Source organism: Streptomyces lydicamycinicus, from assembly GCF_000829715.2.
In the GTDB taxonomy this organism is placed as follows: Bacteria; Actinomycetota; Actinomycetes; order Streptomycetales; family Streptomycetaceae; genus Streptomyces; species Streptomyces lydicamycinicus.
Genome location: NZ_BBNO01000008.1, coordinates 551,427 through 575,973 on the forward strand (window position 1 = coordinate 551,427; position 24,547 = coordinate 575,973).

Annotated in this window: 21 protein-coding genes; 9 read left to right on the forward strand and 12 right to left on the reverse strand. The window is 70.9% G+C overall.

The features are described from left to right. Window positions 1-25: 25 nt before the first annotated feature. Window positions 26-265, forward strand: coding sequence for a hypothetical protein (locus TU31_RS28680; RefSeq protein ID WP_042159714.1), 240 nt, complete (start codon window positions 26-28; stop codon window positions 263-265). Window positions 266-337: 72 nt separating this feature from the next. On the opposite strand, the gene TU31_RS28685 is transcribed toward TU31_RS28680, so the two are convergent. Beyond that, window positions 338-703 carry a hypothetical protein gene (locus tag TU31_RS28685; RefSeq protein WP_158894768.1) on the reverse strand — a complete coding sequence of 122 codons (366 nt, stop codon included), beginning with the start codon at window positions 701-703 and terminating at the stop codon, window positions 338-340. 176 nt (window positions 704-879) lie between these two features. On the opposite strand from TU31_RS28685, the gene TU31_RS28690 reads away from it, so the two are divergent. From TU31_RS28690 to TU31_RS28710, 6 genes are all read left to right on the forward strand, one after another. Then, window positions 880-1,695 (forward strand): S1 family peptidase, encoded by an 816-nt coding sequence (locus tag TU31_RS28690; protein WP_042159718.1) that lies wholly within the window; start codon window positions 880-882, stop codon window positions 1,693-1,695. Window positions 1,696-2,272: 577 nt separating this feature from the next. Further along, window positions 2,273-2,383, forward strand: coding sequence for a keywimysin-related RiPP (locus TU31_RS38195; RefSeq protein WP_107070770.1), 111 nt, complete (start codon window positions 2,273-2,275; stop codon window positions 2,381-2,383). A 27-nt stretch (window positions 2,384-2,410) separates the two neighbouring features. Further along, window positions 2,411-4,267 carry a lasso peptide isopeptide bond-forming cyclase gene (locus TU31_RS28695; protein ID WP_042159720.1) on the forward strand — a complete coding sequence of 619 codons (1,857 nt, stop codon included), beginning with the start codon at window positions 2,411-2,413 and terminating at the stop codon, window positions 4,265-4,267. Between the two features lie 70 nt (window positions 4,268-4,337). Then, entirely contained in the window at window positions 4,338-4,592 is a 255-nt protein-coding gene (locus TU31_RS28700) for a lasso peptide biosynthesis PqqD family chaperone (protein ID WP_042159722.1), read from the forward strand. Next, window positions 4,589-5,023, forward strand: a complete 435-nt coding sequence (locus TU31_RS28705; protein WP_042159724.1) for a lasso peptide biosynthesis B2 protein — start codon at window positions 4,589-4,591, stop codon at window positions 5,021-5,023. Before TU31_RS28700 ends, TU31_RS28705 begins: the two co-directional genes overlap by 4 nt. Next, a complete protein-coding gene (locus tag TU31_RS28710; RefSeq protein WP_042159726.1) occupies window positions 5,020-6,954 on the forward strand; it encodes an ABC transporter ATP-binding protein in 1,935 nt (644 codons plus the stop codon). The genes TU31_RS28705 and TU31_RS28710 overlap by 4 nt, the downstream gene beginning before the upstream one ends. Before the next feature lie 789 nt (window positions 6,955-7,743). Here the strand turns inward: TU31_RS28710 and TU31_RS28715 are convergent. The 7 genes from TU31_RS28715 to TU31_RS28745 form a co-directional block, all read right to left on the reverse strand. Next, window positions 7,744-9,369, reverse strand: a complete 1,626-nt coding sequence (locus TU31_RS28715) for an ABC transporter permease (protein WP_042159728.1) — start codon at window positions 9,367-9,369, stop codon at window positions 7,744-7,746. A 3-nt stretch (window positions 9,370-9,372) separates the two neighbouring features. Continuing rightward, on the reverse strand, window positions 9,373-10,284 hold the full coding sequence (locus TU31_RS28720) for an ABC transporter ATP-binding protein (protein ID WP_042159729.1): 912 nt from the start codon (window positions 10,282-10,284) through the stop codon (window positions 9,373-9,375). Next, window positions 10,277-10,711 carry a hypothetical protein gene (locus TU31_RS28725; RefSeq protein ID WP_063770838.1) on the reverse strand — a complete coding sequence of 145 codons (435 nt, stop codon included), beginning with the start codon at window positions 10,709-10,711 and terminating at the stop codon, window positions 10,277-10,279. Before TU31_RS28725 ends, TU31_RS28720 begins: the two co-directional genes overlap by 8 nt. 136 nt (window positions 10,712-10,847) lie before the next feature. After that, window positions 10,848-11,042 carry a hypothetical protein gene (locus tag TU31_RS28730; protein WP_042159730.1) on the reverse strand — a complete coding sequence of 65 codons (195 nt, stop codon included), beginning with the start codon at window positions 11,040-11,042 and terminating at the stop codon, window positions 10,848-10,850. Between the two features lie 661 nt (window positions 11,043-11,703). Further along, entirely contained in the window at window positions 11,704-13,032 is a 1,329-nt protein-coding gene (locus TU31_RS28735) for a class I SAM-dependent RNA methyltransferase (protein WP_042159731.1), read from the reverse strand. Window positions 13,033-13,174: 142 nt separating this feature from the next. Continuing rightward, window positions 13,175-15,226, reverse strand: a complete 2,052-nt coding sequence (locus tag TU31_RS28740) for an APC family permease (protein ID WP_042159732.1) — start codon at window positions 15,224-15,226, stop codon at window positions 13,175-13,177. Window positions 15,227-15,613: 387 nt separating this feature from the next. Further along, window positions 15,614-17,587 (reverse strand): potassium channel protein, encoded by a 1,974-nt coding sequence (locus TU31_RS28745; protein WP_042160094.1) that lies wholly within the window; start codon window positions 17,585-17,587, stop codon window positions 15,614-15,616. A 327-nt stretch (window positions 17,588-17,914) separates the two neighbouring features. Between TU31_RS28745 and TU31_RS28750 the strand changes: the two genes are divergently transcribed. Beyond that, on the forward strand, window positions 17,915-18,583 hold the full coding sequence (locus TU31_RS28750; protein ID WP_018093582.1) for a potassium channel family protein: 669 nt from the start codon (window positions 17,915-17,917) through the stop codon (window positions 18,581-18,583). Continuing rightward, on the forward strand, window positions 18,580-19,251 hold the full coding sequence (locus TU31_RS28755) for a potassium channel family protein (RefSeq protein ID WP_042159733.1): 672 nt from the start codon (window positions 18,580-18,582) through the stop codon (window positions 19,249-19,251). Before TU31_RS28750 ends, TU31_RS28755 begins: the two co-directional genes overlap by 4 nt. A gap of 73 nt (window positions 19,252-19,324) precedes the next feature. Here TU31_RS28755 and TU31_RS28760 read toward each other — a convergent pair whose 3' ends face one another. From TU31_RS28760 to TU31_RS28775, 4 genes are all read right to left on the reverse strand, one after another. Then, window positions 19,325-20,209 carry a DUF3159 domain-containing protein gene (locus TU31_RS28760; RefSeq protein ID WP_078886038.1) on the reverse strand — a complete coding sequence of 295 codons (885 nt, stop codon included), beginning with the start codon at window positions 20,207-20,209 and terminating at the stop codon, window positions 19,325-19,327. Between the two features lie 3 nt (window positions 20,210-20,212). Continuing rightward, complete coding sequence (locus TU31_RS28765) at window positions 20,213-20,611, reverse strand: OB-fold nucleic acid binding domain-containing protein (protein WP_042159737.1); 399 nt, start codon at window positions 20,609-20,611, stop codon at window positions 20,213-20,215. Between the two features lie 92 nt (window positions 20,612-20,703). Next, window positions 20,704-21,387 carry a response regulator gene (locus TU31_RS28770; RefSeq protein WP_042159739.1) on the reverse strand — a complete coding sequence of 228 codons (684 nt, stop codon included), beginning with the start codon at window positions 21,385-21,387 and terminating at the stop codon, window positions 20,704-20,706. Between the two features lie 79 nt (window positions 21,388-21,466). Continuing rightward, window positions 21,467-24,019 (reverse strand): DUF4118 domain-containing protein, encoded by a 2,553-nt coding sequence (locus tag TU31_RS28775; RefSeq protein ID WP_042159741.1) that lies wholly within the window; start codon window positions 24,017-24,019, stop codon window positions 21,467-21,469. Between the last annotated feature and the right edge of the window lie 528 nt (window positions 24,020-24,547).

Below are 24,547 nucleotides of genomic sequence, written 5' to 3' on the forward strand. Positions count from 1 at the left end.
CGCCGTCCAGGAAGGGGAGCACGGGATGGACATCAACTGGGGCACACTCGCCGGGGTCTTCGCCGTCAGCCTCGGAATCACCGCCGTGGTGGTCGTGATGTTCTCCCTCGGCCTGGCCGCATGGGCCCGCGCCGGCCACGGGGAGCCCGCCTCCCACACCTCCAGAGCCCGGCACCAGAAGGCGGCCAAGGCCACAGCCGTTCTCTGCTTCGCCTCCTGCCTCGCGGTCGCGGCGTACGGGATCGCGTTGATCGTGACCGGTTGAGGCCGTTCGGGGCGCCGGACTCGTCCGGGGTGGGCGAGTCCGCGGCGGATGAGTTCCACCGACCACCACGATTCAGCAGATCGCCAGGGCGCCGTACGTCGGCAAGCCGTCTGAGGGGCTGGCTGGTGCCGTGTCGCGCTCAGTCGTCAGTCGCTCAGTTCGTGGTGGTTCCCGGATGCCGGTCGGCCGGCGTGCGAGCAGCGCGGCGCGGTGGGAATCGTCGATGGGGGCGAGAGCGAGGACGAGAGCGGTCCAGGCCGTGGCGAGGGCGAGTGCGAAGGCGGCCCGGGCCGTGGCGAGGCCGCCGTCCAGCACTGCTCGGTCCGCGCCCGCGAAGCAGGCGCCGATCGCGCGCTGGAGCTCGCGCAGGCCATCGAGGGCCTCAGCCCCGGCAGTTGTAGGCGGGGTGGGCCCGGGCCCGCCTGTTGTGGTCCTCACCAGCAGCGTGCGGCGGCCGTGAGAGCTCGGCAGGAAGCCAAGTCCCCATTAGGGGGCTATCCCTACCGTGCATGGGCCGCTGCCTGGACCGTGTTCGGGCCTGCTGCCCGGATGGTCCGGTGGATCTTGGACACGCAGACTGAACACATCCGGTTCTCCAACAGAAGGAACTCTCCGTGTCCAGTGTGAAGTCGGTGCGTCGCCGCGCGGCGCGCACCACTGCCGTCGGCGCTCTCGCCATCGCGGCGTGCGCCACCCTGCTGACCGGCAGCGCCGCAGCGATCGTCAACGGGACCGATTCCACCGAGCGCTACCCGTTCATGGCGACGATCCCGGAGTCGGCCCCGGATCAGGGGCTTTACGACGGTACTTGCGGGGCGTCGCTGATCGATCCGCAGTGGGTGCTGACGGCGGCCCACTGTGTGCAGGGCGATGGGCTTGAGCTGGACGGCATCGTCCGGATCGGCAGCAGGCACCGGAAGTCCGGAGGCACCGTCCGGGCCATCGAGCGGACCGTCGTCCACCCCGGCTATGTGAACGGCGACGGAAAGGCCGCGAACAAGGCTGACATCGCACTGGTCCGCCTCGACCGCCCGGTCGCCCAGAAGCCCGTCCGTATCGCGGAGCGGGCCGGGCAGCCGGGCACCCCGACCCTGATCCTGGGTTTCGGCACCACCGTCGACACCGAGCTGAGGTTCGCGGAGCGGTTGCAGCAGCTCAACACGCGCAGGAGCGCCGACGCCGAGTGCGCCCCCGACTACGCGGACCGGACCCGTTTGTGCACGACCAGCCGCGTGCCCAAGGCCATGGCGTGCTTCGGGGACTCCGGCGGACCGCAGCTCCAGAAGGGCCGGCACGGGCGTTGGGAACTGATCGGAGCCACCTCGGGCCCCGGAACCCCGGGCGTCGCGTGCTCCGCCGGCCCAGGCCTCTACAGCAACGTGCCCGCCTACGCGGCCTGGATCCGCAAGACCATCAAGCGCAACACCTGATCAGCAACAGCCGCCGACCGCATGGGGGCCGCCCCTCTCCCGGCCTTCCAAGACGCACAACATCCCGCGTTCGTACGTCGAATGCGCCGACGTGGAGCCGGACGCCCCTGAGGGAGCAGGTCCCTCGTCATCGCCTTGCGTCTCACCGATGAAGCCGATCCGTCGTCGCCCGGCGTGAAAGGCAGCGGACTGGTTGTGCAGGGAGCGAGGCCGGGCGCTACCCGGCTGCGACCACTCCGGGTTCCTGCGCCCCCGTGCGCCGGGTAAGACGACGGCCAACTCTGCACAGGCCCAAAGGTTTTTTCTGAACGGCGCCGGAACGCAGGCCCTGCGGTTGCCGATTCAGTGGTGCGCATCTATCGAGCCATTTCGAGCACGAGTCGCACGCCAATTCATACAACCCTATTTGTGGTTCTTCTGTTGCGAGGGGCTGCGGGGCTGCAACTAGCTTCGGTGGCGCGCCGCAGCTCCTGTTCCGGGTTGCCGATGAATCCGGGCGCAGCTGTTCATGAGCCGGACGGCCGGCTCGTGGCCGGGCTGGGGAGTGGCGGCGTAATCCGCATCGAAGGAGACGGCAATGAAGAAGGCTTACGAAGCGCCGACGCTCGTCCGACTGGGTTCGTTCCGGAAGAAGACCGGGCTCCTGAACAGCTCCGGGAACGACCGGCTGGTCCTGAGCAAGAACTGACGGTCGACGGCTCGCTGATCCGAAGCCATGACTGAAACGCACCCAGGTGCGGGCAGGGGCCCCGGCGACGCGCACTTCGCGGTCTTTCCCGACCGTGCGGACGCGGCCGCCGTGGCCCGCTGCTTCGCCCGCCCGCAAACCCGCACCCTGACGTACGCCTCCGGCCGTCCCTGGCTGGTGGGCCACTGGCACGACGAGGACATCGTGACCGCTCGCGTCGGCACGGACGCCCTCGCCCTCGTCGGCTGCTGTCCGGTCGACTCCGCCGAACTGGAGCGCCGGATCGGCCGGTTGAGGGATCTCTCCGAACTCGACGCCTGGGCACGCAGCCTGCCCGGCAGCTTCCATCTTGTGGCCGCACGTGACGGGCAGCTCCGGGCGCAGGGCACCGCGTCCGGTCTGCGGCTGGTGTTCCACGCGCTCGTCGACGGTGTGCGGGTGGCGGCCACCAGCGCCGATGTGCTGGCCGACGCGCTGGGCGCCGAACCGGACGAGGAACAAGTCGCGGTCAGGCTGCTGTGGCCGGTTCCCCACCCGTTGCTCGAAGCACCGCTGTGGCGGGAGGTCACCGCCGTGCCCCCGCAGGACGCGCTGATCGTCGCGGCGGACGGGCGGTCCGTACGGCACTCGCGCTGGTGGACACCCCCGGAGCCGACCCGGTCGCTCGCCGACGGCGCCCCCCTCGTCCGGGACGCACTCACCGGAGCCGTCGATGCCCGTACGCGGCAGGGCGGCGTGGTCAGTTGCGATCTGTCCGGCGGGCTGGACTCCACCTCCATCACCTTCCTGGCCGCTCGGTCGCCCGCCAAGGTGGTGGCCAGTACCTGGCCGGGGCGCGATCCCGCGGACACCGACCTGTACTGGGCCTCGCAGGCCGCCGGGTGCCTGCCGCAGGTCGAGCATGTGGTGTGGAACGCCGACGATTCACCACTGGTCTACGACGACCTCCTCGGCATCGACGACCTGCTGGACGAGCCGACCATCGGCGTCATGGACCGCTCACGGGTGCTGCACCACCTGCCGGGCCTGGCCCGGCGAGGCAGCCGGCTGCATCTGACCGGTATCGGTGGTGACCATGTGGCGTGGTGCTCCGAGGCGTATTACCACCGCCTGCTGCGCAGGCGCCCGTTGTTCGCCGTGCGGCAGCTTCGTGGGTTCCGGGCGCTGTGGCAGTGGCCGCTCGGCGGTATGGCCCGGGCGCTGGCCGACTCCCGGCCGTACGGGACATGGCTGGCGGACGCCGCCCGCGACCTGCGCGGTCCGCTGCCCGCGTCCGTCAGCAGCGGTCTGGGCTGGGGCATGGCACCGCGGCTGTTCGACTGGGTCACCCCCGAGGCCGAACGGCTGGCCGGGCGGGCGCTTCGTGTTGCGGCCGCGAACGCCGTACCGCTGCATCCGGACCGGGGCCTGCACACCGACCTGGAGCAGATCCGCTCCTGTACGCGCATCATCCGGCAGTGGGACCGGATGGCGGCCAGGGCCGGGGTGCCGATGGCGTCGCCGTTCTTCGACGACCGGGTGATCGAGGCATGCCTGGCGGTCCGCCCGAGCGAGCGCGTGACGCCCTGGCGGTACAAGCCTCTTCTCACCACGGCCATGCGCGGCATCGTGCCGGAGTCTTGTCTGGGGCGTACCAACAAGGCCGCGGCGTCCATGGACGCGTCCAACGGGCTGCGCGAGCACCGCGGTGACCTGCTGGCGCTCTGGGAGGACTCACGGCTGGAACGGCTCGGCCTGGTGGACGGCGAGGCCCTGCGCCGGCTGGCCCAGCGGCCCGCCACCCCCGGGCTGCGCGACGCGATCCTCTACTCGACCATCGCCGGCGAAGTGTGGCTGCGCAGCCTCTCCCGCCCAGCGCGGGACAGGGCCCGCACCGCCCCCTAGGCGCTTCCCCCAGGCACTTCGCTGCACGCCCCCATACGCCCCTATACGTCCCCATACGAAAGGCACGCATATGGCATTGCGGTTCGGTGACAAGATCTCCACGGCCGCGACCGACTACGGCACGGTCCTGCTGGACGAACGCAGCGGACAGTACTGGGAGTTGAACCCCACCGCGGGCCTGATCGTCACCACCCTGCTGGCGGGCGGCGACGAAACAGCGGCGGCCGACGCGCTCCTCGCCGAGTTCGCCATCGACCGCACGCGCGCCGAGCAGGACGTAGCGACCCTGGTCGAGGAGCTGCGCGCGTCGGGGCTGGCCGCATGACGACACCGAGTGCACTGGAACGGCCCACCGGAGTCCCCCTCGCCCGGCGGCTGGCCGCCCGACTCGTCCTCCTCCCCGCCGTCGTACTGTCCTTCCTGCCCCCGCACCGCATCCGTGCCGTACTCGGCCTCGTACGACGAGGAGCCGCACCCGCCTCTGCCGGCCAGGCCAAGGCTGCCCGGGACGCGATGTGCGCGGTCAGCCTGCGCTGCGCCGGGCCGCGCGGCTGCCTGCCCCGCTCCCTGGGGGCCGCGCTGCTGTGCCGGCTGCGCGGCAGCTGGCCGACCTGGTGCACCGGGGTGCGGGTCGTACCTCCCTTCACGGCGCACGCCTGGATCGAGGTCGATGCCCGCCCGGTGGACGAAGGGGTGCCGGACGACTACTTCACCCGGCTCATCGCCGTGGCACCGGTCAGCCGGCCCACCCGATGACCGCGGCCACCACGAAGACACCGGACCGTTCGACATGGGGTGCGGTCGCCACCATGTACCGGCTCACCGCCGGGCACCGGGCCTCCGTCGTCGTCGCCACCGTGCTCACCCTGGCCGGCTCCGCCCTCGGACTGGCCCAGCCACTCCTTGCCAGGAACATCGTCGACGCCAGCGGACACGGGCGGACCTTCTGGCCGCTGCTCGCGCTCCTGGCCACGCTGTTCGTCACCGAGGCGGCGACCGGCGCGGTGGGGCGCTTCGTCCTGGAACGCATGGGTGAAGGCGTCGTACGGGGACTGCGCCACGGCCTCATCGCGCGCCTGCTGCGGCTGGAGATGAACCAGTACCACCGGCACCGTACCGGCGACCTGATCTCCCGTGTGTCCACGGACACCACCCTGCTCAGGGACGTCGTGTCCCAGGCGCTGGTCGACCTGGTGACCGGCGCCCTGGCCGCCGCCGGGGCGGTCGTCCTGATGGCGTGGATCGACCCGCTGCTGCTGCTTCTGGTCGCCCTGACCGTGGCCACCGCCGCCGTGGTCGTGGCCTCCCTCCTCAAAGGCATCCGGGCCGCCTCCGCACACATGCAGGGCTCCGTCGGCGCCCTCGCCGCCGAACTGGAACGCGCGCTCGGCGCTTTGCCGATGGTCCGGGTGCACCGCGCCGAGGAGCGCGAGGCGACGCGCATCGGCGAGCGGGTCGACGCGGCGTACGACGCCGGCGTACGGACCGCGAAACTCGCCTCGGTGATGAGCCCCGCCGTCGAACTCGCCGTCCAGGGCTCCTTCCTGCTCGTTCTGGTCATCGGCGGGCTGCGGGTCAACGGACACGCCAACTCCCTCGGCGATCTGGTCGCCTTTCTGCTGTACGCCTCCTACCTGGTGCTGCCGTTGTCGTCGGTTTTCCGGGCGGTCGGGCTGATGCAGCGCGGCATGGGCGCGTACCAGCGGATCGCGCAGGCACTGGCGCTGCCGGCGGAGCCGGAGGAGGTCGTGGAGCCCGCGAAGCATGCGGAGGCCGTTGAGGCCGTGGAGGCCGTTGAGCCCGCGGAGTCCGTGGAGGCCGTGGAGCGGACCGGGCCGGGCGGGTGCGTCGTCCATGTGGCGCCCCGGCGGGTTGAGCGGGCAGGGAGGGGCGAGGCGCCGGCCCTGGCCCTGCACGACGTCCGATTCGGGTACGTCCCGGACCGGCCGGTGCTCAACGGTGTCTCGTTCACCGTCCCGCACCACGGGCAGGTCGCCCTCGTCGGACGGTCGGGCGCGGGCAAGAGCACGATCTTCGCGCTGGTGGCGAGGTTCTACGAACCGGACTCCGGAACGCTGCTGTTCGACGGTCGTCCCGCAGCCGAGCTGAGCCGCGGAGCATGCCGGGCACGCATCGCCGTCGTCGACCAGAACACCCATGTCGTCCACGGCTCGCTCCGGGACAACATCACCTACGCGGCACCCGACGCCGGTGATGCCGAGGTCCTGCGGGTCGTCGAACTCGCCCGGCTCGACGGGGTGGTCCGACGACTGCCCGGCGGCCTGTCCGGCGTACTCGGCGAACGCGGCAACACCCTGTCGGCCGGCGAAAGGCAACGGGTCGCCCTGGCCCGCGCCCTCCTCGCCCGGCCCGCACTCCTCCTCCTCGACGAACCGACCTCCCACCTCGACGCCATCAACGAGACCGCGCTCACCACGCTCATGAAGGAAGCCGCCCAGGAATGCGCCCTCCTGGTGATCGCGCACCGTCTCTCCACCGTCCGGCATGCCGACCGCATCATCGTGCTGGAGGAAGGCCGCACCGTCGCCTCCGGCTCCCACGAGGAACTGCTGACCACCAGTCCCTCGTACCGCGCACTCGCGGCCGGCCAAATGCTCCGGCCGGCCCACGGCACGTCCGGAGCGGATGCGGCGACGGCCGCGCACGGACGGCGCCGAACGCCGTAACCGACGGCCGCGTAGCGCTGGGTGGTCTGGAAGCTCTCGTGGCCGAGGAAGTGCTGGACCTCGTAGAGCGAGACTCCCTGTGGTGAACACCACGGCGTCCCGGTCAAGCCGGTGGATGTGGCGTTCGAGAGCCTCCAGGACGTGAGGTGGGAGCGGGACCTCCCAGCGGCTCTTGGAACTCTTGGGGTATTCCTTGATCCCGCTCTTGGTGTTGCCCTCCACCACGAACAGCCGCGAGCGGCGCTGGTCGATGCGATGGCGGTGCAGGCCGGGAGAGTTCGCCCCAGCGCAGTCCGGTGCAGAAACCGAGCAGGCACATCGTCCGCCAGGCGGCGGGGGACTCGTCGAGGATGCTCTGCGCCTGGTCGAGCGTCCGTCGCCTCGGTCACGATCGATGGCCACTCGGGCATCGGCGTCACCCGCGGACCGTCCCCCCGAGGCGCTCCCGCATGAGAGCACACTTCCGCGCAGGGCGTCGCGCGATCGGGTTGTGGAGCGCCGTCATCCGGCGACGGCCTTGGTGTGGGTCCTCAGGACCCGCGACACATCGAACGACTCGGTTCCGCGGGGGCCGGCTGCGGGGCCGGCTCAGAGGTTCCGGCTGAGCCGGCCGTAAGCCCGGACAGTGGCCTCGTCGGCTCGGTCGGACTGCTGGAAGCGGGACATGTAATGGCTCACGAGGGAGTGCAGGAATTCATTGGCCGTACGTAACTACTCTACCTCGCAACGGAGTTCGGCGACCTGGCTCTCAGTGGCATCAATGACCCGTTCGTCACCCACAGCGCCCCCTCAACCCGCCACGCGGCGGGCCGCGGTCGTGGCGAAGGCCGTGGCGAGCATCACCACGGTGGCACCTATCAGCAGAGCCGGGGACATGCCCGCCGGCAGGCCGTCGGGGCCGCGCAGGGCGCCCATGAAGTCGAGGGGCGTGATGCCGTTGACCGTCCCGTACCACAGCGGCAGATACGCCGCCTGGAAGAGCCTGTGGGTTCGGCTGAGCATGCCCAACGCCAGGGCGAACGAGGGGATGAACAAGGCGCCGAGGAACCAGTGCAGCAGCCCGGGCCCGTCCGATCCCGTGAGCATCCGCAGGGCCGGCCCGATTCCGGCCACGGCGGTGAGCAGAAGGCCTGCTCCCCATTCCGCCAGCACCCGCCGGTGGGCGGCCGGATAGGCGCCGAGGATGGCCTCGACCCCGTGCTCGTGCCGCTGCGTACCGAGTCGTGACCAGATGAGCACGGGCCAGATCCAGGCCAGCGGAAGCAGGATCCTGGTGACACCGGTCGCGGGTGTCACCATCTGGGACACGGCGGTGAGCGTCAGTACGCCGGCCCACCACCACAGCGGGATGCCCTGGAGCAGGACGCGCACCTCGCCGACGAGCAGCCGTACTGCCGAGTTGCCCAGCTTGACCTGGGCTCGCGGTACGTTTCCGAACGTGTCGGACCGCGCGGCACCCGGCTCCTCCTGGATGGCCACGACCGGCATGGCCGGGAACGTGCTCTTGTCCTCGGTCCGGTCGTCGGCGGACTGTGCCGACGGATCCTGGAGCTCCCGCCCGCGTGCCGGGTCGAACCGGGGGAACCAGAAGGCCGGCACCAGGGCCAGCGCGACGGCGATCAGGATGAGCACGCAGCGGGTGAGAAGGTATGCGGAGCTCGGGTCGAACCCCGTCCACTCGAAGGTCTTCAGAGGCTTGCTGACCAGGGTGAGGCCGAGGCTGAATTCACCGGCCTCGGAGGGATCGATGCCCTGCGCCTTCATGCTGTCGCCCAGGGACTGCACCACCTGGTGGACACCGATCCCGCCGAGCGGCGCGTTCGGCGACTGGCCACCGATCGCGATGAAAGCCCAGATGAAGAACCAGAGCACGTTTCCCAGGCCCGCCCGCAGGAACGGAATGGCCTCAAAGAGCAGGGCGGCCGCCGCGGTGAACGCCATTATCGGCAGCGCGATCAGGACGAAGGGGCTCAGCAGATCGACGGGGTCGACCGTGGTCGCCTCACCGCGGGCCAGCTGCATCACCACTGCCGTGACGGCGAGGACGCCCAGCATGGACCCAAGTACCAGGACGCTGCTCAGGAACTTCGAGGTCAGGTAGGCCAAGTTGCTCAACGGTGTGGCGGCCAGAAGACGTCCGACACCGGTGCTCTCGTCACGCGAGATGGCGTTGCGTACGACGTAGAAACCACCGAGCGACAGCCACACCGCGCCGGCCAGGGCCACGACCATGCCGACGTAGGCACTGTTGTACGCACCGCGGTAGTCACCGACCTGCATCACGACCCAGCCGGCCTCCTTGGCCGGGGTGGCGAGGTAGCCGAGGCCCACTGCGGCGAAGAGGATCACCGCGTAGGCGGGGCGCCGCACCCGGTCCCAGAAGTCCGCGACGGCGAGCCTGAAGAGCATCCGCATGGTCTACCTCCCCTCCGGGTGCTGCAGACCGGCGAACTCCTGAGTCCTGCCGACCACTTGGCCGACGATGGCCAGGTAGGCGTCCTCCAGATCGGGCGTCACCTGCTGCGCCGTCGCATACGGCGGTACATGGGTCAGCAGCCGTACGCGTACGCCGCTGCTGGTGCGTACCATGCGGCTGACCAGGTGCCGCTGCTGGAGCGCGGGCACATCGCCCGGGTCGGCCAGGACCTCCCACACCCAGCCCTCCACGGCCGCGAGCAGGTCCTCCGGGGAACCGCGGCGCAGCAGGCGGCCCTGCGCCACCACCGCGATGTCGGAGGCGACCGACTCGACGTCCGAGACAATGTGTGTGGAGAGCATGACCACGCGGTCGGCGGCCAGGTCACTGAGCAGGTTGCGGAAGCGGACGCGCTCCTCGGGGTCGAGACCGGCGGTGGGCTCGTCCACAATGATCACTTGCGGATCGGCGAGCAGAGCCTGGGCGATCCCGACCCGGCGCATCATCCCGCCGGAGTACTTCCCGAGGGGGCGTTTGACCGCCTCTGTGAGGTTGACCAGTTGGAGGAGTTCGTCGATGCGGGTGCGTGCGGAGCGGGCCGAGAGTCCCTTGGCCGCCGCAAGGTAGGAGAGGAACTCCCGCGAGGTGAGATTGGGGTAGACCCCGAAGTCCTGCGGGAGGTAGCCGAGCGCGCGGCGCAGCACGTCCGGCTTGGCGACCACGTCGGTGCCGTGGAAGAGGACCCTGCCGCTGGTGGGGCGGGTGACCGTCGAGGCGATCCGCATGAGTGAGGACTTGCCCGCGCCGTTGGGGCCGAGCAGACCGAGCATTCCGTTGTCCAGACGCATCGTCATGCTGTCCACGGCGCGCTTGCCGCCGCGGTAGACCTTGGTGATGTCGACGAGTTCAAGCATGGTGTCTCGCCTCCTGGCCCCAGGACCGGACAACCGGGACGGTGGCGGCCGGCATGGCTCCCGCCGCCTTGTTCTTCGCACCCTTGAGGTCCGTCGCACGGCCGTTGCGCAGCACCTTCAGGGACTTGGGCACCTCCACCCGGAAGCGCACATCACAGTTGGCGATCTTGCTGCATTTGGCCTGGAGGTCGAGGATGCCCTTCTTCAGACTCCAGCTGCTCTCTTCGTCGGCGCCCATGCCCACGTCGAACCAGCGGGTCACCTTGACGTCCGTGCGTTCCGCGGCGACCAGGTCGGTGGGAAGGCCGTGCGACCTGACGTTCAGGGTCCTGCCGCCGAAGGAAAAGTTCTTCGTCTCGGGTTTCGCGTCTTCGGCGCTGGCGCATCCCGTGAGACCGATACCGGCGGCAAGGACGACGCCTGCCATGACGTTCCGCGACCATGTACGGGGAACCACGATTACCTCCGGTTATGTCATCAAGTGGTGTCACCTAGATTCGCTGTCCGGGCCGCTCGGCACATCTGCCGTTCGGCAGAGATCCGTGATCCGTCTTCCACGGCGGTCAGAGGCCTTCGGCGCCGTACTGCGGCGCCGAAGGCGTCCGTACGACGCGGGCGATGGGCAGCGTGCCCGCGACCCGCCAGCCGTTCCCGGCTGCCCCCGCCTCCAGCGCTCCACCCAGCACGGCGAACCGCTCGCGCAGGCTGACCAGTCCGGTGCCGCCGCCCTGCGTCAGTTCGACGCGACCTGGACACACGCCACACCGGCTCTCCCAACCCTTCTCCCCTGACAAGCCTGGATAGCGAAAGCCCACCGCGGACTCCCGGGGCCGGCGGGCGTGGGAACGGGGTGGCGCCCCTCTCCTCATGGCAGGGTTGTTGAGCGTCGGGGAACCGCGAGCCATGGCACCGTCCGAGAATGCGACAAGTGGCTGGCCGGCCCGTCGAACGCGAGATGCATCGCACCCGGATCGGGCTCACCTTCAGCCGCCAGGACGAGAAAGACGTACAGCCTGAGGAGATGTCACTCAGTGCGACGTCTGGGGAGGGCCACACCGTCCGAGCGCCTCGTCGTAGGCACATGGCGCCTCGCGCCGCGCGAATAGAGGCTGACCGAATCACTTCGACCTCAATGCCGCCAATCCGCCTGACGGGCGCCGGATACCCCGGCAACCACGGAGCCGCGTCCGCAGAGCCACACGGCCACGTCGAACGCCACCCGCGTAATGTGATGGACCTTCAGGACGAGCGTCACACGAGCGTCAACAACCCGAGGTGCTCGCTGACACGCCTTGTGACGCCATCGCCGTGCCCGCCTGAATCCGCACGTCAGGCGGGTATCGCAGACGCGCCCGGCGCTTCACCTGTTGGGCGAAGGGAAACAGGTCGAGCGAGCGATGAGCATCACAAAACCGCAGGTCAGGCGCCCTTCCCCGCCTTCTCCAGCACCACTACACACTCCACATGATGCGTCATCGGAAACAGATCAAACGCCCGCATCCGACGCGGCGCATAGCCCGCCTCCGCGAAGTACTTGAGGTCGCGGGCCAGGGCCGCCGGGTCGCAGGCTACGTAGGCGATGCGGCGGGGGGTGAGGGAGGCGAGGTGGGTGACGGTGTTTTTGCCGGCGCCGGCGCGGGGTGGGTCGAGGACGATGAGGTCGACGTCGGTGATGCCGGTGCGGGGCAGGATCTGGTCGACCTTGCCGTGTTCGATGCGGACGCGGTCGAGGTCCTGGAGGTTGTGGCGGGCGTCCTCGACGGCGCGCTTGCCGGATTCGATGCCGAGGACCGCGCCCTTGTCACCGACGCGTTCGGCGAGGGCACCGGCGAAGAGGCCGACGCCGCAGTACAGGTCGAGGGCCATATCGCCCTTCTTGGGCATCAGGCCCCGCATGACGGCCTCGACCAGGAGGTCGGCGGCCTTCGGGTGGACCTGCCAGAAGCCGCCGTTGCCGACCCGCCAGGTGCGGTCGGCGGCCCGTTCGCGGACGAAGGGGCGGCCGTGGACGCGGTGCACACCACCGTCCTTCTCTCCCACCCGCATGACCGAGACCGGCTTGTCGAGTTCGACGATGGGGAGGCGGCCGCCGGGGCGGGGGGTGAGGATGACCTGTCGGTCGTGGGAGCCGGTGGCGGCGATCGCCTCGACGGTGGCGATCTGGGGCCACTCCCGCTTCTCGATGCCGAGTTCGGAGACCCCCGGGGCGGCGATCATGCAGTGGGTGACCGGCTCGATGTCGTGGGAGCGGTGCTTGCGCAGGCCGGCGTGACCGTCGGCGTCCACCGCGTACTGGACGCGGGTGCGCCAGGCCGGTACCTCGCCCTTGGCGACCTTGTCACCGGGGGCGGGCTCCACGGTGCCGTCCCAGCCGGCGTCCTCGGGGGAGAGCCCGGCCAGGCGCTGGAGCTGTTCGGCGATCACCGCGGACTTCAGGCGGCGCTGGGCGCCGGGGGCGGCGTGCTGCCAGTCACAGCCGCCGCAGCGGCCGGGGCCGGAGAAGGGGCAGGGGGCCTCGACCCGGTCCTTGGAGGGCTCCAGGATCGAGACGGCGTCGGTGCGCAGGAAGCGGGCGCCCTCCTCGCCGTCGGTGACGCGGGCGATGACGCGCTCGCCGGGCAGCGCATGCCGTACGAAGAGGACCTGGCCCTCGTCGGTGCGGGCGATGCAGTGACCGCCGTGGGCGACCGGGCCGACCTCGACCTCGTACTCCTCGCCGACCAGCGACTTCTTGGGTTCTGCCTGCATGGCGGGAGGGCTCCTGAGGTGGGTGTGAGCGGGGACGGGGGCCGGCCTCCGGAGGGAGGCCAGCCGTCAAGTCTACGTCCCGTGGGCCGTGCCCCGGCCCGTGCGCGGAGGACCGCCACCGGGGCACGGAGGAAAGCCCGCGCTACTTCTTGGTGGCGGCCTTCTCCTTCTTCGGCTGGGCGACCGGGCCGCGGCGGACCGCACCCGGAGCGTTCCACTCCGCGCGCTTACGGGCGCGCAGCTTGGCGGCCTCGGAGGAGTCCAGCTGCCAGGGCACCGAGGTGACCATGACGCCGGGAGTGAAGAGCAGGCGTCCCTTGAGGCGCAGGGCGGACTGGTTGTGGAGCAGGTGCTCGTACCAGTGGCCGACGACGTATTCGGGGATGTAGACGGAGACGGCGTCGCGCGGGCTCTGGCGGCGCAGCGACTTGACGTAGTCGATGATCGGCCGGGTGATCTCGCGGTACGGGGAGGCCAGGACCTTCAGCGGCACCTCGATGCCGCGGCGTTCCCACTCCTCCCGCAGGGCCCTGGTGTCGGCCTGGTCCACGTCCACGCTGACCGCTTCGAGGCTGTCGGAGCGCATCAGCTTGGCGTAGTTCAGGGCGCGCAGGGTGGGCTTGTGCACCTTGGAGACGAGGACGAGGGAGTGCACCCGGGAGGGGCGGACCACATCGTCGTCGGGGGTGTCCTCGGCGGCGATCTCGTCGGCGACCCGGTCGTAGTGGCGGCGGATCGCGGACATCGTCACGAAGAAGATGACCATGCCGAGCAGCGCGACCCAGGCGCCGTGGGTGAACTTGGTCAGGAGGACGACCACGAGCACCAGGCCGGTGAAGAAGCCGCCGAAGGCGTTGATGGCGCGCGAGCGGTGCATACGGCGGCGCTTGGCCGGGTCCTTCTCGGTGACCAGATGGCGGTTCCAGTGCCGGACCATGCCGATCTGGCTGAGCGTGAAAGAGACGAAGACGCCGACGATGTAGAGCTGGATGAGCCGGGTGGAGTCCGCGCCGTAGAGGTAGACGAGGATCGCGGCGGCGCCGGCCAGCAGGACGATGCCGTTGGAGAACGCCAGACGGTCACCGCGGGTGTGCAGCTGGCGCGGCAGATAGCGGTCCTGGGCGAGGATCGAGCCGAGCAGCGGGAAGCCGTTGTAGGCGGTGTTGGCGGCCAGGAACAGGACCAGGGCGGTGGCGGCGGCCAGGATGACGAAGAGGAGGCTGCCCTTGCCGAAGACCGCCTCGGCGACCTGCGAGATGACCGGGTTCTGGGTGTAGCCGGAACCGATCGGCTTGCCGTTGAGGAGCAGGTCGGTGGCCGGGTTCTCGGCCATCCTGACGTCGGTGGCCATGGCCAGGCCGATGATGCCGCAGAACATGGTGACGGCCAGGCCGCCCATCAGGGCCAGGGTGGTCGCGGCGTTCTTGGACTTCGGCTTGCGGAAGGCCGGCACACCGTTGGAGATCGCCTCGACGCCGGTGAGCGCGGCACAGCCGGAGGAGAAGGCGCGCAGCATCAGGAAGATCAGGGCGAAGCCGGCCAGGCCGCCCTGTTCGGCGTGGATGCTGTAGTCGGCGGTGGGGGCCTTCATGGTGTCGCCCATGACGACGCCGCGGATCACACCCCAGGCGATCATGATGAAGACGCCGGCCACGAAGACATAGGTCGGGATCGCGAAGAGCTTGCCCGACTCCTTGACGCCGCGCAGGTTCATCAGCGTCAGCAGCACGATGATGGCGATCGCGCACAGGGTCTTGTGCTCGACCACGAATGGAATCGCGGAGCCCAGGTTCTCCACTCCGGAGGAGATGGAGACCGCGACGGTCAGCACATAGTCGACGAGCAGCGCGCTGGCGACGGTGAGACCGGCCTTGGGGCCGAGGTTGGTGTTGGCGACCTCGTAGTCGCCGCCACCGCTCGGGTAGGCGTGCACGTTCTGCCGGTACGACGCGACGACGGTGAACATCAGCACCACGACCGCGACCGCGATCCAGGGGCTGAAGCTGTACGCAGACACACCCGCGACGGACAGGACGAGCAGCACCTCGCCCGGCGCGTAGGCCACGGAGGACAGCGGGTCGGAGGCGAAGACGGGGAGTGCGATGCGCTTGGGAAGCAGGGTTTCCCCGAGCTTGTCGCTGCGCAGTGCGCGCCCGATCAAGATCCGTTTGGGCACGTCGGTCAGTTTGGACACGCAGAGGATGCTAAGCCTTCGTCAAGGTCCTCGCCCACCCGCTCCCCGCACGGTCTGCGCCCCGGAGGAGCACGGCGGGGCGGCCGAGGCGCATCCGTCCTGCTGAGGGGGCGCATCATGGGCCCCGCCTCCACAAGATCCACACGTCCTGTGCACGTCACGGCCCCGTTCAGGACACCTTCGTGGCATTCGTCACGGGGTGGCATCGCCGTCACGGGGCGCGATGGCGGGGTCACGGTGGGGAGGCGGGCCGGAGGCGGGGCGGGCCGGACAGGCGGGCAGCGGGGCGGGCGGGCGGTGCCATGGCCTCGGTCGGCGCCACGGTCCCGTACGGCGGGCCCGGCACCGCAGCCGTACTACGGTGCGCGCTCGCCCGCCCCCTCGCGGTCACCCTGCCCCGGACCCTGCGCTGCGGGCCGCCGCCGTCTGCCGGTTGCGGGCGTGCAGCTCGCCCAGTCCCTGCCGGGTGGCGACCAGCAGCACCCGGTCCTGCGGCCGCAGGACATAGTCGTCGCCGAGCTCGTGCACCAGCTGCGCCGGTGTGCGCTCCTCGACCGGCGGGGGCGTGGCGGTGGCGCCCGCGGCGTCCGGCTCCGGGTCGTCGGGGGCGGAGGTGTCGACCGCCAGCACCCGCAGCCGCCCCGGCCGCAGCACCTCGGCGACCGTACGGCCCTCCAGCGCGGCATGACCCCGTACCTCGAACCGGGCGATCAGCAGCACCCGGCGCTCGACCGGAATGGCCCCGAGGATCTGGCGCCCCATCATCGCGCCGGCGAAGGCGGGCGCGGCCAGGTAGGTGACGCTCCGGCTGCGGGTCAGCGCCCCTGGATGCGCGGCGCGCAGGGTGCGGTAGACGGCGGTGGCGAACCGGTCGTCGAACAGCCGCAGCGTCACCCGCAGCCGGGGGCTGACCGAGCGGGCATAGAGGCAGGCCTCCAGATTCGTGGTGTCCTCACTGGTCAGGGCGAGCAGGGTGGCCGCCCGCTCGATCATCGCGGCTTCCAGGACGCCTTCCTGCGTGACGTCCCCCAGGACGGTCGGCACCCGCAGCCGGCGGGCCAGGGCGATGCCCCGGGCCTCCGGGTCGCCCTCGATGCACACCACGGGGATGCCCATCTCGTGCAGCCGCGCCAGTACCCGGGTGCCGACCTTGCCGAGTCCCAGCAGCACCACATGGCCCGACAGCCCGCGCGGCGGACGGCGCAGCGCCGAGGCGCTGCGGAAGGTGCCGAGCCCCTCGAACGCCGCCGCGACCAGCACCGGCAGCAGCAACAGCCCGGTCAGCCCGGACAGCAGCTGGATCACCTTGCGTTGTGCCGGCTCGTTGACGGCCGGGTCGTTGATCGCGAACAGGTCCAGCAGCGAGAGGTAGACCGCGTGCACCGGGTCCTCGCCCATGGTCAGGGAGGACGCGACGGCCAGCGCCAGCACCGCGCCGACGACCCCCGCCAGGGACCAGCGCAGCCGCCGGGAGAAAAGGGACGCGAGCGGCGCGCCCCGGCCACGCAGCCATCGGCGCCGTATGGGCCGGCCCGTATAGGAGACGGTCTCCAGGACGACGGTGCCGCAGCCGGCGGCGGCCGCGGTCGCGGCATCGTCCGGCAGGAGTACGGGCCCCTCGTCACCGGCCACCGAACCGCTCGCGTCCGCCGGGTCGTTGGCGGAAGCGGACAGCAGCGCCAGGGTGCACAGTCCGGGCTCGCCGGGCCGCCCGGGTGGCACCGGCGTACGCTCCACGGCCCGCAGCAGCAGCCCGTCCGCCTCGATGACCCTGCTGGTACCGGCGACCGCGGCGCCCGCCAGCGCGGGGGCCACGGTGTCGGCGTCGGACAGCACGGTCGTGGTCCCGCCCTCGCCCTCCGCGTCCCCGGTGTCCTCGGCGCCCAGCGCGGCGACCGCTGCCGCCTGGTCGAGCAACTCCTCCAGGTGCTGGCCGAGTTTGCGGTTGTAGAGCCGGATGACCAGCCGCAGCCGGGGGTTGAGCCGGCGGGCGCGCAGCGCGGCATGGATGTTGAGCTCATCGTCGTCGTAGACCAGGGCCAGCGCGCCCGCCCCGGCGATACCGGCCTCGGTCAGCGCCGCGTCGTCCGGCTGCGCCGCCTCCAGGATCCGTAACGTCTCCTCCGGTGGCTCCGCCCCGTCCCCGGCCGCCTCGGACGACATCGGCGAGGGGCGCACCATCGCCGCCGACACCCGGCCCAGCAGGGCGCCGGCCCGGCCCAGCGCGCGGGCCGGTGGCGGAATACGGGGGCGGTGCGGTTCCCGGGCGGAGGGGACGACGAGCGTCACCCGTTCGCCGTAGACGTCCCGGAGCTCGGCAGCGAGTCGATGGGCCAGCGCATCGTCGCCGCAGACCACCATGTGCGAGGTGTAGGAGCCCTGTTGGGGCTGGAGAGGCAGGTTGGGCACACCTCGTAGCGTGCCTTACGGGCCCGGCGCGGCGCAGCCCGGCACGGAGGCCGCGGCAGCGGCGGTGCGGATCCGCTGGAGACCGCGGCCCACCGCGGCCCCTACCGGAAGCGCCATTACGGCTACGGTTGTACCGGACCACGGTGCGCCCGGCGCTCCCGCTGCCGCACCCGGTCTGTCGCGAGCCGTGGCTTCGTGTCGCCGGTACTGGGAGAAGAAAGTAGTGAGCAGGGTGTTTGTGCAGGTCAGCGCGCTAGTACAGGGCACGGGGTAATCAGCATGCACATCGTCATCATGGGGTGCGGGCGGGTGGGCTCCGCGCTCGCGCAGACCCTGGAGAGCCAGGGGCACACCATCGCGGTGGTCGACCAGGACCCGACCGCGTTCCGCCGCCTGGGCTCGTCCTTCGGCGGCCGCCGGGTGACCGGCGTCGGCTTCGACCAGGACACCCTGCGGGAGGCCGGCATCGAGGAGGCGGGCGCCTTCGCGGCCGTCTCCAGCGGTGACAACTCGAACATCATCGCCGCCCGGGTGGCCCGCGAGATGTTCGGTGTCGAGAATGTCGCGGCCCGTATTTACGACCCGCGCCGCGCCGAGGTCTACCAGCGGCTCGGCATCCCCACGGTTGCGACCGTCCGCTGGACGGCCGACCAGATGCTGCGCCGGCTGCTGCCGTCGGGCGCCGAGCCGCTGTGGCGCGACCCGAGCGGCGGCGTCCAGCTCGCCGAGGTGCACACCGCCGCCTCCTGGGTGGGGCACAAGATCAGCACCCTCCAGGAGGAGACCGGCGTCCGCGTCGCCTTCCTCACCCGACTGGGCGAGGCGATGCTGCCGACCTCGCAGACGGTGTTGCAGGAAGGCGATCTGGTGCACGTGATGATGCGCACCGACGAGGTCGAGAAGGTCGAAGCGGCATTCGCCACGGGTCCTGAGGGGGCGCACGCATGAGGGTCGCAATCGCGGGCGCCGGCGCGGTGGGCCGTTCCATCGCGGGCGAGCTCCTGGAAAACGGGCACGAGATCCTGCTCATCGACAAGGCGCCGACCGCCATCTCGGTCGAGCGGGTGCCGCTGGCGGAGTGGCTGCTGGCCGACGCCTGCGAGATCACCTCGCTCGACGAGGCGGCGCTCCAGCGCTGCAATGTCGTGATCGCGGCGACCGGCGACGACAAGGTCAATCTGGTCGTCTCGCTGCTCGCCAAGACCGAGTACGGCGTGCCGCGGGTGGTCGCGCGGGTCAACAACCCGAAGAACGAGTGGCTGTTCAACGAGTCCTGGGGCGTCGATGTCGCGGTCTCCACACCGCGTCTGATGTCGGCCCTGGTCGAGGAGGCGGTGAGCGTCGGCGATCTCGTACGGCTGCTGCGCTTCAGCCACGGTGACGCCAACCTCGTCGAGCTGACGCTGCCCCCGGAGGCCGCGCTGGCCGGTACCCGGGTCGGCGATGTCGCATGGCCCGAGGACACCTCCCTGGTCACGATCATCCGCGGGACGCGGGTGCTCACGCCCAACAAGGAGGACGCGCTGGAGGCCGGCGACGAGCTGCTGTTCGTGGCGGCGCAGTCGCGCGAGGAGCAGCTGGAGGACCTGCTGTCGGTGCGGCGCGAGGACGCGTAGCGCCCGGCGGAGGCCGGAAAACCCGGGGCCCGGGAACCAAGCGGTTCCCGGGCCCCGGCGTTGTCGTGTCGCGTCAGCGGCGGTGGCGGCCGCCCTGCGGCCGGTCGGACTGCGGCTCGGCCACGACCTCCTGCACGAGGTCCCGGCCGAGGTCGTCGGCGACCCGGTCCAGCGTCTCGCGCTCGACGCGACGCCGCTCCTCGGCCTCCTCCTCGGCCTTCTCCTTCGCCTCCATCTCCGCGAAGACATCGATCGGCGCGGGCGCCTTCGCCAGGAAGACCCAGGTGAGATAGACCGCCAGCAGGAACGGCGGGATCTTCAGCGCGATCAGCACCCAGCCGAGCTGGGTGGTGTCCGCCCACCAATACAGCGGGAAGAGGATCGCGCACTTGGCGAGCAGGATCAGCCCCCAGGCCCAGCTGGCCTTCGCGTACGCCTTCTTCCGGCCTGGGTTGCGGGTGCGCCAGGAGAGGTTCTCCTTGAACACCGGTCCCAGGATCAGCCCGATCAGCGGGACGCCCGCGAGCGTGGTGATCATGTAGGCGAGGGCCAGCCCGAGGGTGTAGAGCATGCCCGGCAGGTAGAAGTCCTTGGCGTTGCCGGTCATCATCGCGAAGACCACGCCGAAGGCCACCCCGAAGACGCCGCTGAAGGCGTGCTTGAGGGTGTCCCTGCGGATCAGGCGGGCGGCCGCCAGCACCAGCGAGACGGCCAGCGCGGCGATCGCCGAGAGGTGCAGGTCCTTGTTGATCGTGAAGATCGTGACGAACAGCAGGCCGGGGGCCACGGTCTCCACCATGCCGCGGACCCCGCCGAACGCCTCGAACAGCGCCGCCTCGGTCACCTGCCTGCCGTCGGCGGCTCCTTCGGTGCCCGGGGCGGGCGAGGCGGGTGAGGGGCCTGCGGAGGGGTCCGTATCGGCATGCGCGTCAGTGGTCGGTCGGTCGTGAGACGTCACCGGCTACTCCTGTCCGAGCGGTCGGAGTTCGTACTTCGGATTGAAGAGCACCCGGCGTCCGTGGCTCAGGGAGACCCGGCCCGAGGCGATGAGCTTGCGGCCCGGCTCTATCCCGGCGATGGAGCGGCGGCCGAGCCACACCACGTCGAGTGCCGCGGAGCCGTCGAACAGCTCCGCCTCGAGCGCGGGCACACCGGCGCGCGGGCGCAGCGTGACATGCCGCAGAGTGCCGGTGACCTTCACTATCTGCCGGTCGTCGCAGTCGCAGATACGGGTACATCCCGCGTCCTGCGCGTCCTGTTGCAGCTCGGCGGACTGCAACTCCTCCTCGGAGGAGGACAGCCTGTCGAGCAGCCGGCGGAAACGGCCTGCCGGCTTCTCGGATCGGGTCCCAGCACTCATGGCCCCAGCGTACCGGTGGCCGGGTACCGGGATCACGGCCCGCACGCGCAGTTCGTACCCACCGCACAAAGCCGTGTCCGGCCGCCGGGGCGCTACTGCTCGAACCGGTAGCCCATCCCCGGCTCCGTGATGAAGTGCTTCGGATGCGAGGGGTCGCTCTCCAGCTTGCGGCGGAGCTGGGCCATGTACACCCGCAGATAGTTGGTCTCGGTGCCGTACGAGGGCCCCCAGACCTCCTGGAGCAGCTGTTTCTGGCTGACCAGCCGGCCCGCGTTGCGGACCAGGACCTCCAGCAGATGCCACTCGGTGGGGGTCAGCCGGATGTCCCGGCCGCCGCGGTTGACCTTCTTCGCGGCGAGGTCGACGGAGAAACCTTCCGTCTCCACGATCACCTCGTCGTCGGCCGGGCCGGTCGGCTCGGCCCGGCGCACCGCCGCCCGCAGCCGGGCCAGCAGCTCGTCCATGCCGAACGGCTTGGTGACGTAGTCGTCCGCGCCAGCGTCCAGCGCCTCCACCTTCTCGTCGGAGGTCTGCCGGGCGGAGAGCACCAGGATCGGCACCCGCGTCCAGCCCCGCAGCCCCTTGATCACCTCGACGCCGTCCATATCGGGCAGACCGAGGTCGAGGACGATGACATCGGGGTGGCGGGCGGCGGCGAGTTTGAGGGCGGTGGCCCCGTCGGGGGCGGCGTCGACCTCGTACTTGCGCGCCTTCAGGTTGATCACGAGGGCGCGCACGATCTGCGGCTCGTCATCGACCACAAGCACCCGGTTCACTGGCGTTCTCCTCGTGGTGTCGTCTCCCGGCGGGGCGGGCCCGCCGGGCGTGGGATGCGGGGGATCCGCGCGGTCCGGCTCATGTCGTGGCCTGGGCCGGAAGATCGGGCCTGGCGGGCGGGCGGCCGGGCGCGGCCCGGAGGGTCAGGACCATGGTCATCCCGCCTCCGGGGGTGTCCTCGGCGGCGAGCGTGCCGCCCATCGCCTCCGCGAAACCGCGCGCCACGGCCAGCCCCAGGCCCACCCCGGCGCCGCGCGGCGCGTCACCGTAGCGCTGGAAGGGCTCGAAGATGCGGTCCTTGGCGCTGTCCGGCACCCCCGGCCCACGGTCTGCGATACGCAGCTCCACCCGCTCACCGAGCGCACTCGCCGAGACCAGCACCGCCACCCCGTCCGGGCTGTACTTCACGGCGTTCTCGACGAGATTGGCGACCGAACGTTCCAGCAGCCCCGGATCGACGGCGACGATCGGCAGTTCCTCGGGGATGTCGAGGGTGACGCTGCCCTCCGGCACACCGCCGAGCGCCATGGGCACCACCTCGTCGAGGTCGATCTCCCGGATCAGCGGGGTGACCGTACCGGTCTGGAGCCGGGACATGTCCAGAAGATTGCCGACGAGATGGTCCAGCCGGTCGGCGCCCGCCTCGATGCCGGCCAGCAGCTCCGCCTCGTCCTCCGGGGACCAGGCGACATCGTCGGAGCGCAGGGAGGTGACGGATGCCTTGATGCTCGCCAGCGGGGTCCGCAGGTCATGGCTGACGGCGGCCAGCAGCGCCGTCCTGATGCGGTTGCCCTCGGCCAGCTCCCGGGCCCGCTCCGCCTCGCCCACCAGCCGCTGCCGGTCCAGGACGACGGCGGCCTGGGCGGCGAACGCGGCCAGCACCCGGCGGTCCTCGGCGGGCAGCACCCGGCCGGCCAGCGCCAGCGCCATGTGGTCGCCCACAGGCATGTCGACATCGGCGTCCTCGGGGCGCAGCAGCGGCGTGCCGTGGTCGCTGCCGGCCCGGCCCGCACAGGTCCACGGCTCGACATCGCCGGCCCGCTCCAGCAGCGCCACCGTCTCCATCCCGAAGGTCTCGCGCACCCGCTCCAGCAGCGCGTCCAGCGTCGTCTCACCGCGCAGCACACTGCCCGCGAGGAAGGACAGGATCTCCGACTCGGCGCGCAGCCTGGCGGCCTGGTGAGTGCGGCGGGCGGCGAGATCCACCACGGAGGCGACCGAGACGGCCACCGCGAAGAAGATCACGATGGCGACGAGGTTCTTGGGGTCGCTGACGGTGAGGGTGTGGGTGGGCGGTGTGAAGTAGAAGTTCAGCAGCAGCGAGCCGACCGCGGCCGACGCCAGCGCCGGCAGCTGCCCGCCGAGCAGCGCGGCGACGACCGTCAGGAAGAGGAAGAGCAGGACGTCGTTGGCCAGACCGGGACCGTTCGCGATGCTGGTCAGCAGCAGCGAGAGCAGCACCGGGCCGACGACGCCGACGAGCCAGCCGGCGATGATCCGGGCCCGCCCCAGCCGCGCACCGCGTGCCACCGGCAGCCCCCGGCCCTTGGCGACCTCGTCGTGGGTGACGATGTGCACATCGAGATCGGGCCCGGAGTCCCGGGCGACCGTCGCGCCCACCCCCGGCCCGAAGATGTACTGCCAGGCCTTGCGGCGACTGGAGCCCAGCACGATCTGGGTGGCGTTGACGCCCCGCGCGAACTCCAGCAGCGCGCTCGGTATGTCGTCGCCGATGACGTGGTGAAACGTCCCGCCGAGGTCCTCCACCAGGGTGCGCTGGACGGCGAGTTCCTTGGGCGAGGCCGACGTCAGCCCGTCGCTGCGCGCTATGTAGACGGCGAGCACCTCGCTGCCCGAGCCCTTGGCCGCCATCCGGGCCGCGCGGCGGATCAGCGTGCGCCCCTCCGGCCCGCCGGTCAGCCCGACCACGATCCGCTCACGCGCCTGCCAGGTGGAACGGATCGAATGCTCCGCGCGGTACTCCTGGAGATACTCGTCCACCCGGTCGGCGACCCACAGCAGCGCCAGCTCGCGCAGCGCCGTGAGGTTACCCGGCCGGAAGTAGTTCGACAGGGCCGCGTCCACCTTGTCGGGCTGGTAGATGTTGCCGTGCGCCATCCGCCGGCGGATCGCGTGGGGCGACATGTCGACAAGCTCGATCTGGTCGGCCCTGCGGACGATCTCGTCCGGCACTGTCTCACGCTGCCGCACACCCGTTATGGACTCGACGACATCGCCGAGCGACTCCAGATGCTGGATGTTCACCGTCGAGATCACATGGATACCCGCTTCCAGCAGCTCCTCGACGTCCTGCCAGCGCTTGCTGTTGCGCGAACCGGGGACATTGGTGTGCGCCAGTTCGTCGACCAGCGCCACGGCCGGTCGCCGTGCCAGAACCGCGTCCACGTCCATTTCGGTGAACACCGTGTCGCGGTACTCCAGCTCCCGGCGCTGAATCTGCTCCAGCCCGTGCAGCATGACCTCCGTACGGCGCCTGCCGTGGTGCTCCACGAACGCCACGACGGCATCCGTCCCCCGCTCCACACGCCGGTGTGCCTCGGACAGCATCGCGTACGTCTTGCCGACGCCCGGTGCCGCGCCGAGATAGATCCGTAGCTTGCCGCGTGCCATGGCCTCATTGTCTTACGTGAAGGCCGCCCCCACCGGGCTGAACCTCCTGCGACCCTACCGACCGAACAAGGGGACAAAGGGTGCAGTTGGGGCTGGGGAGTGGGTTTTGACGGGACTCTGATGGGGGGCGGGGGTGGGGGTGGCGCGTCCGGTGGGCCGGTGGCGTGGTGTGCGATGTCGACGATCCGGTGGATGGGGTGGCGCAGCGTGCGGTGACGAACCGGTGGACGGGGTGAAGTGGCGCGCAGGGGCGTTCGAGTGGACGGGGTAGCTCGTTAGCTCGTCGGGTAGCGGTGTCCGGGGTACGAGGGGGTGCGTCGGAGGGCAGCGATCGGGAGGGCGGGCCGGCGATCAGGCAGGGCCCGCCAGGGGCCGGTGGTGCGGACGGCCCGGCGGCCAGGTGCGGACGGCCCCGGCGGCCGGTTGGCCCGATAGGCCGAGTCGACCGGGGCGCGGCCGCATACCGCCGCATACGGGCGGGCGCCGCGCGAAGAGGTACGCGACGCCCGCCGTGACATCCGGCTGAGG

What these genes read in the sequence shown, in the direction of transcription:
- TU31_RS38195 (WP_107070770.1), top strand. Translation starts at nt 2,273, where the DNA reads ATGAAGAAGGCTTACGAAGCGCCGACGCTCGTCCGACTGGGTTCGTTC.
- TU31_RS28745 (WP_042160094.1), bottom strand. Translation starts at nt 17,587, where the DNA reads ATGGTGGTCTGCGGCGACGATGCGCTGGCCCATCGACTCGCTGCCGAG.
- TU31_RS28775 (WP_042159741.1), bottom strand. Translation starts at nt 24,019, where the DNA reads ATGGCACGCGGCAAGCTACGGATCTATCTCGGCGCGGCACCGGGCGTC.
- TU31_RS28680 (WP_042159714.1), top strand. Translation starts at nt 26, where the DNA reads ATGGACATCAACTGGGGCACACTCGCCGGGGTCTTCGCCGTCAGCCTC.
- TU31_RS28755 (WP_042159733.1), top strand. Translation starts at nt 18,580, where the DNA reads ATGAGGGTCGCAATCGCGGGCGCCGGCGCGGTGGGCCGTTCCATCGCG.
- TU31_RS28710 (WP_042159726.1), top strand. Translation starts at nt 5,020, where the DNA reads ATGACCGCGGCCACCACGAAGACACCGGACCGTTCGACATGGGGTGCG.
- TU31_RS28715 (WP_042159728.1), bottom strand. Translation starts at nt 9,369, where the DNA reads ATGCGGATGCTCTTCAGGCTCGCCGTCGCGGACTTCTGGGACCGGGTG.
- TU31_RS28750 (WP_018093582.1), top strand. Translation starts at nt 17,915, where the DNA reads ATGCACATCGTCATCATGGGGTGCGGGCGGGTGGGCTCCGCGCTCGCG.
- TU31_RS28705 (WP_042159724.1), top strand. Translation starts at nt 4,589, where the DNA reads ATGACGACACCGAGTGCACTGGAACGGCCCACCGGAGTCCCCCTCGCC.
- TU31_RS28700 (WP_042159722.1), top strand. Translation starts at nt 4,338, where the DNA reads ATGGCATTGCGGTTCGGTGACAAGATCTCCACGGCCGCGACCGACTAC.
- TU31_RS28695 (WP_042159720.1), top strand. Translation starts at nt 2,411, where the DNA reads ATGACTGAAACGCACCCAGGTGCGGGCAGGGGCCCCGGCGACGCGCAC.
- TU31_RS28735 (WP_042159731.1), bottom strand. Translation starts at nt 13,032, where the DNA reads ATGCAGGCAGAACCCAAGAAGTCGCTGGTCGGCGAGGAGTACGAGGTC.
- TU31_RS28720 (WP_042159729.1), bottom strand. Translation starts at nt 10,284, where the DNA reads ATGCTTGAACTCGTCGACATCACCAAGGTCTACCGCGGCGGCAAGCGC.
- TU31_RS28725 (WP_063770838.1), bottom strand. Translation starts at nt 10,711, where the DNA reads ATGGCAGGCGTCGTCCTTGCCGCCGGTATCGGTCTCACGGGATGCGCC.
- TU31_RS28765 (WP_042159737.1), bottom strand. Translation starts at nt 20,611, where the DNA reads ATGAGTGCTGGGACCCGATCCGAGAAGCCGGCAGGCCGTTTCCGCCGG.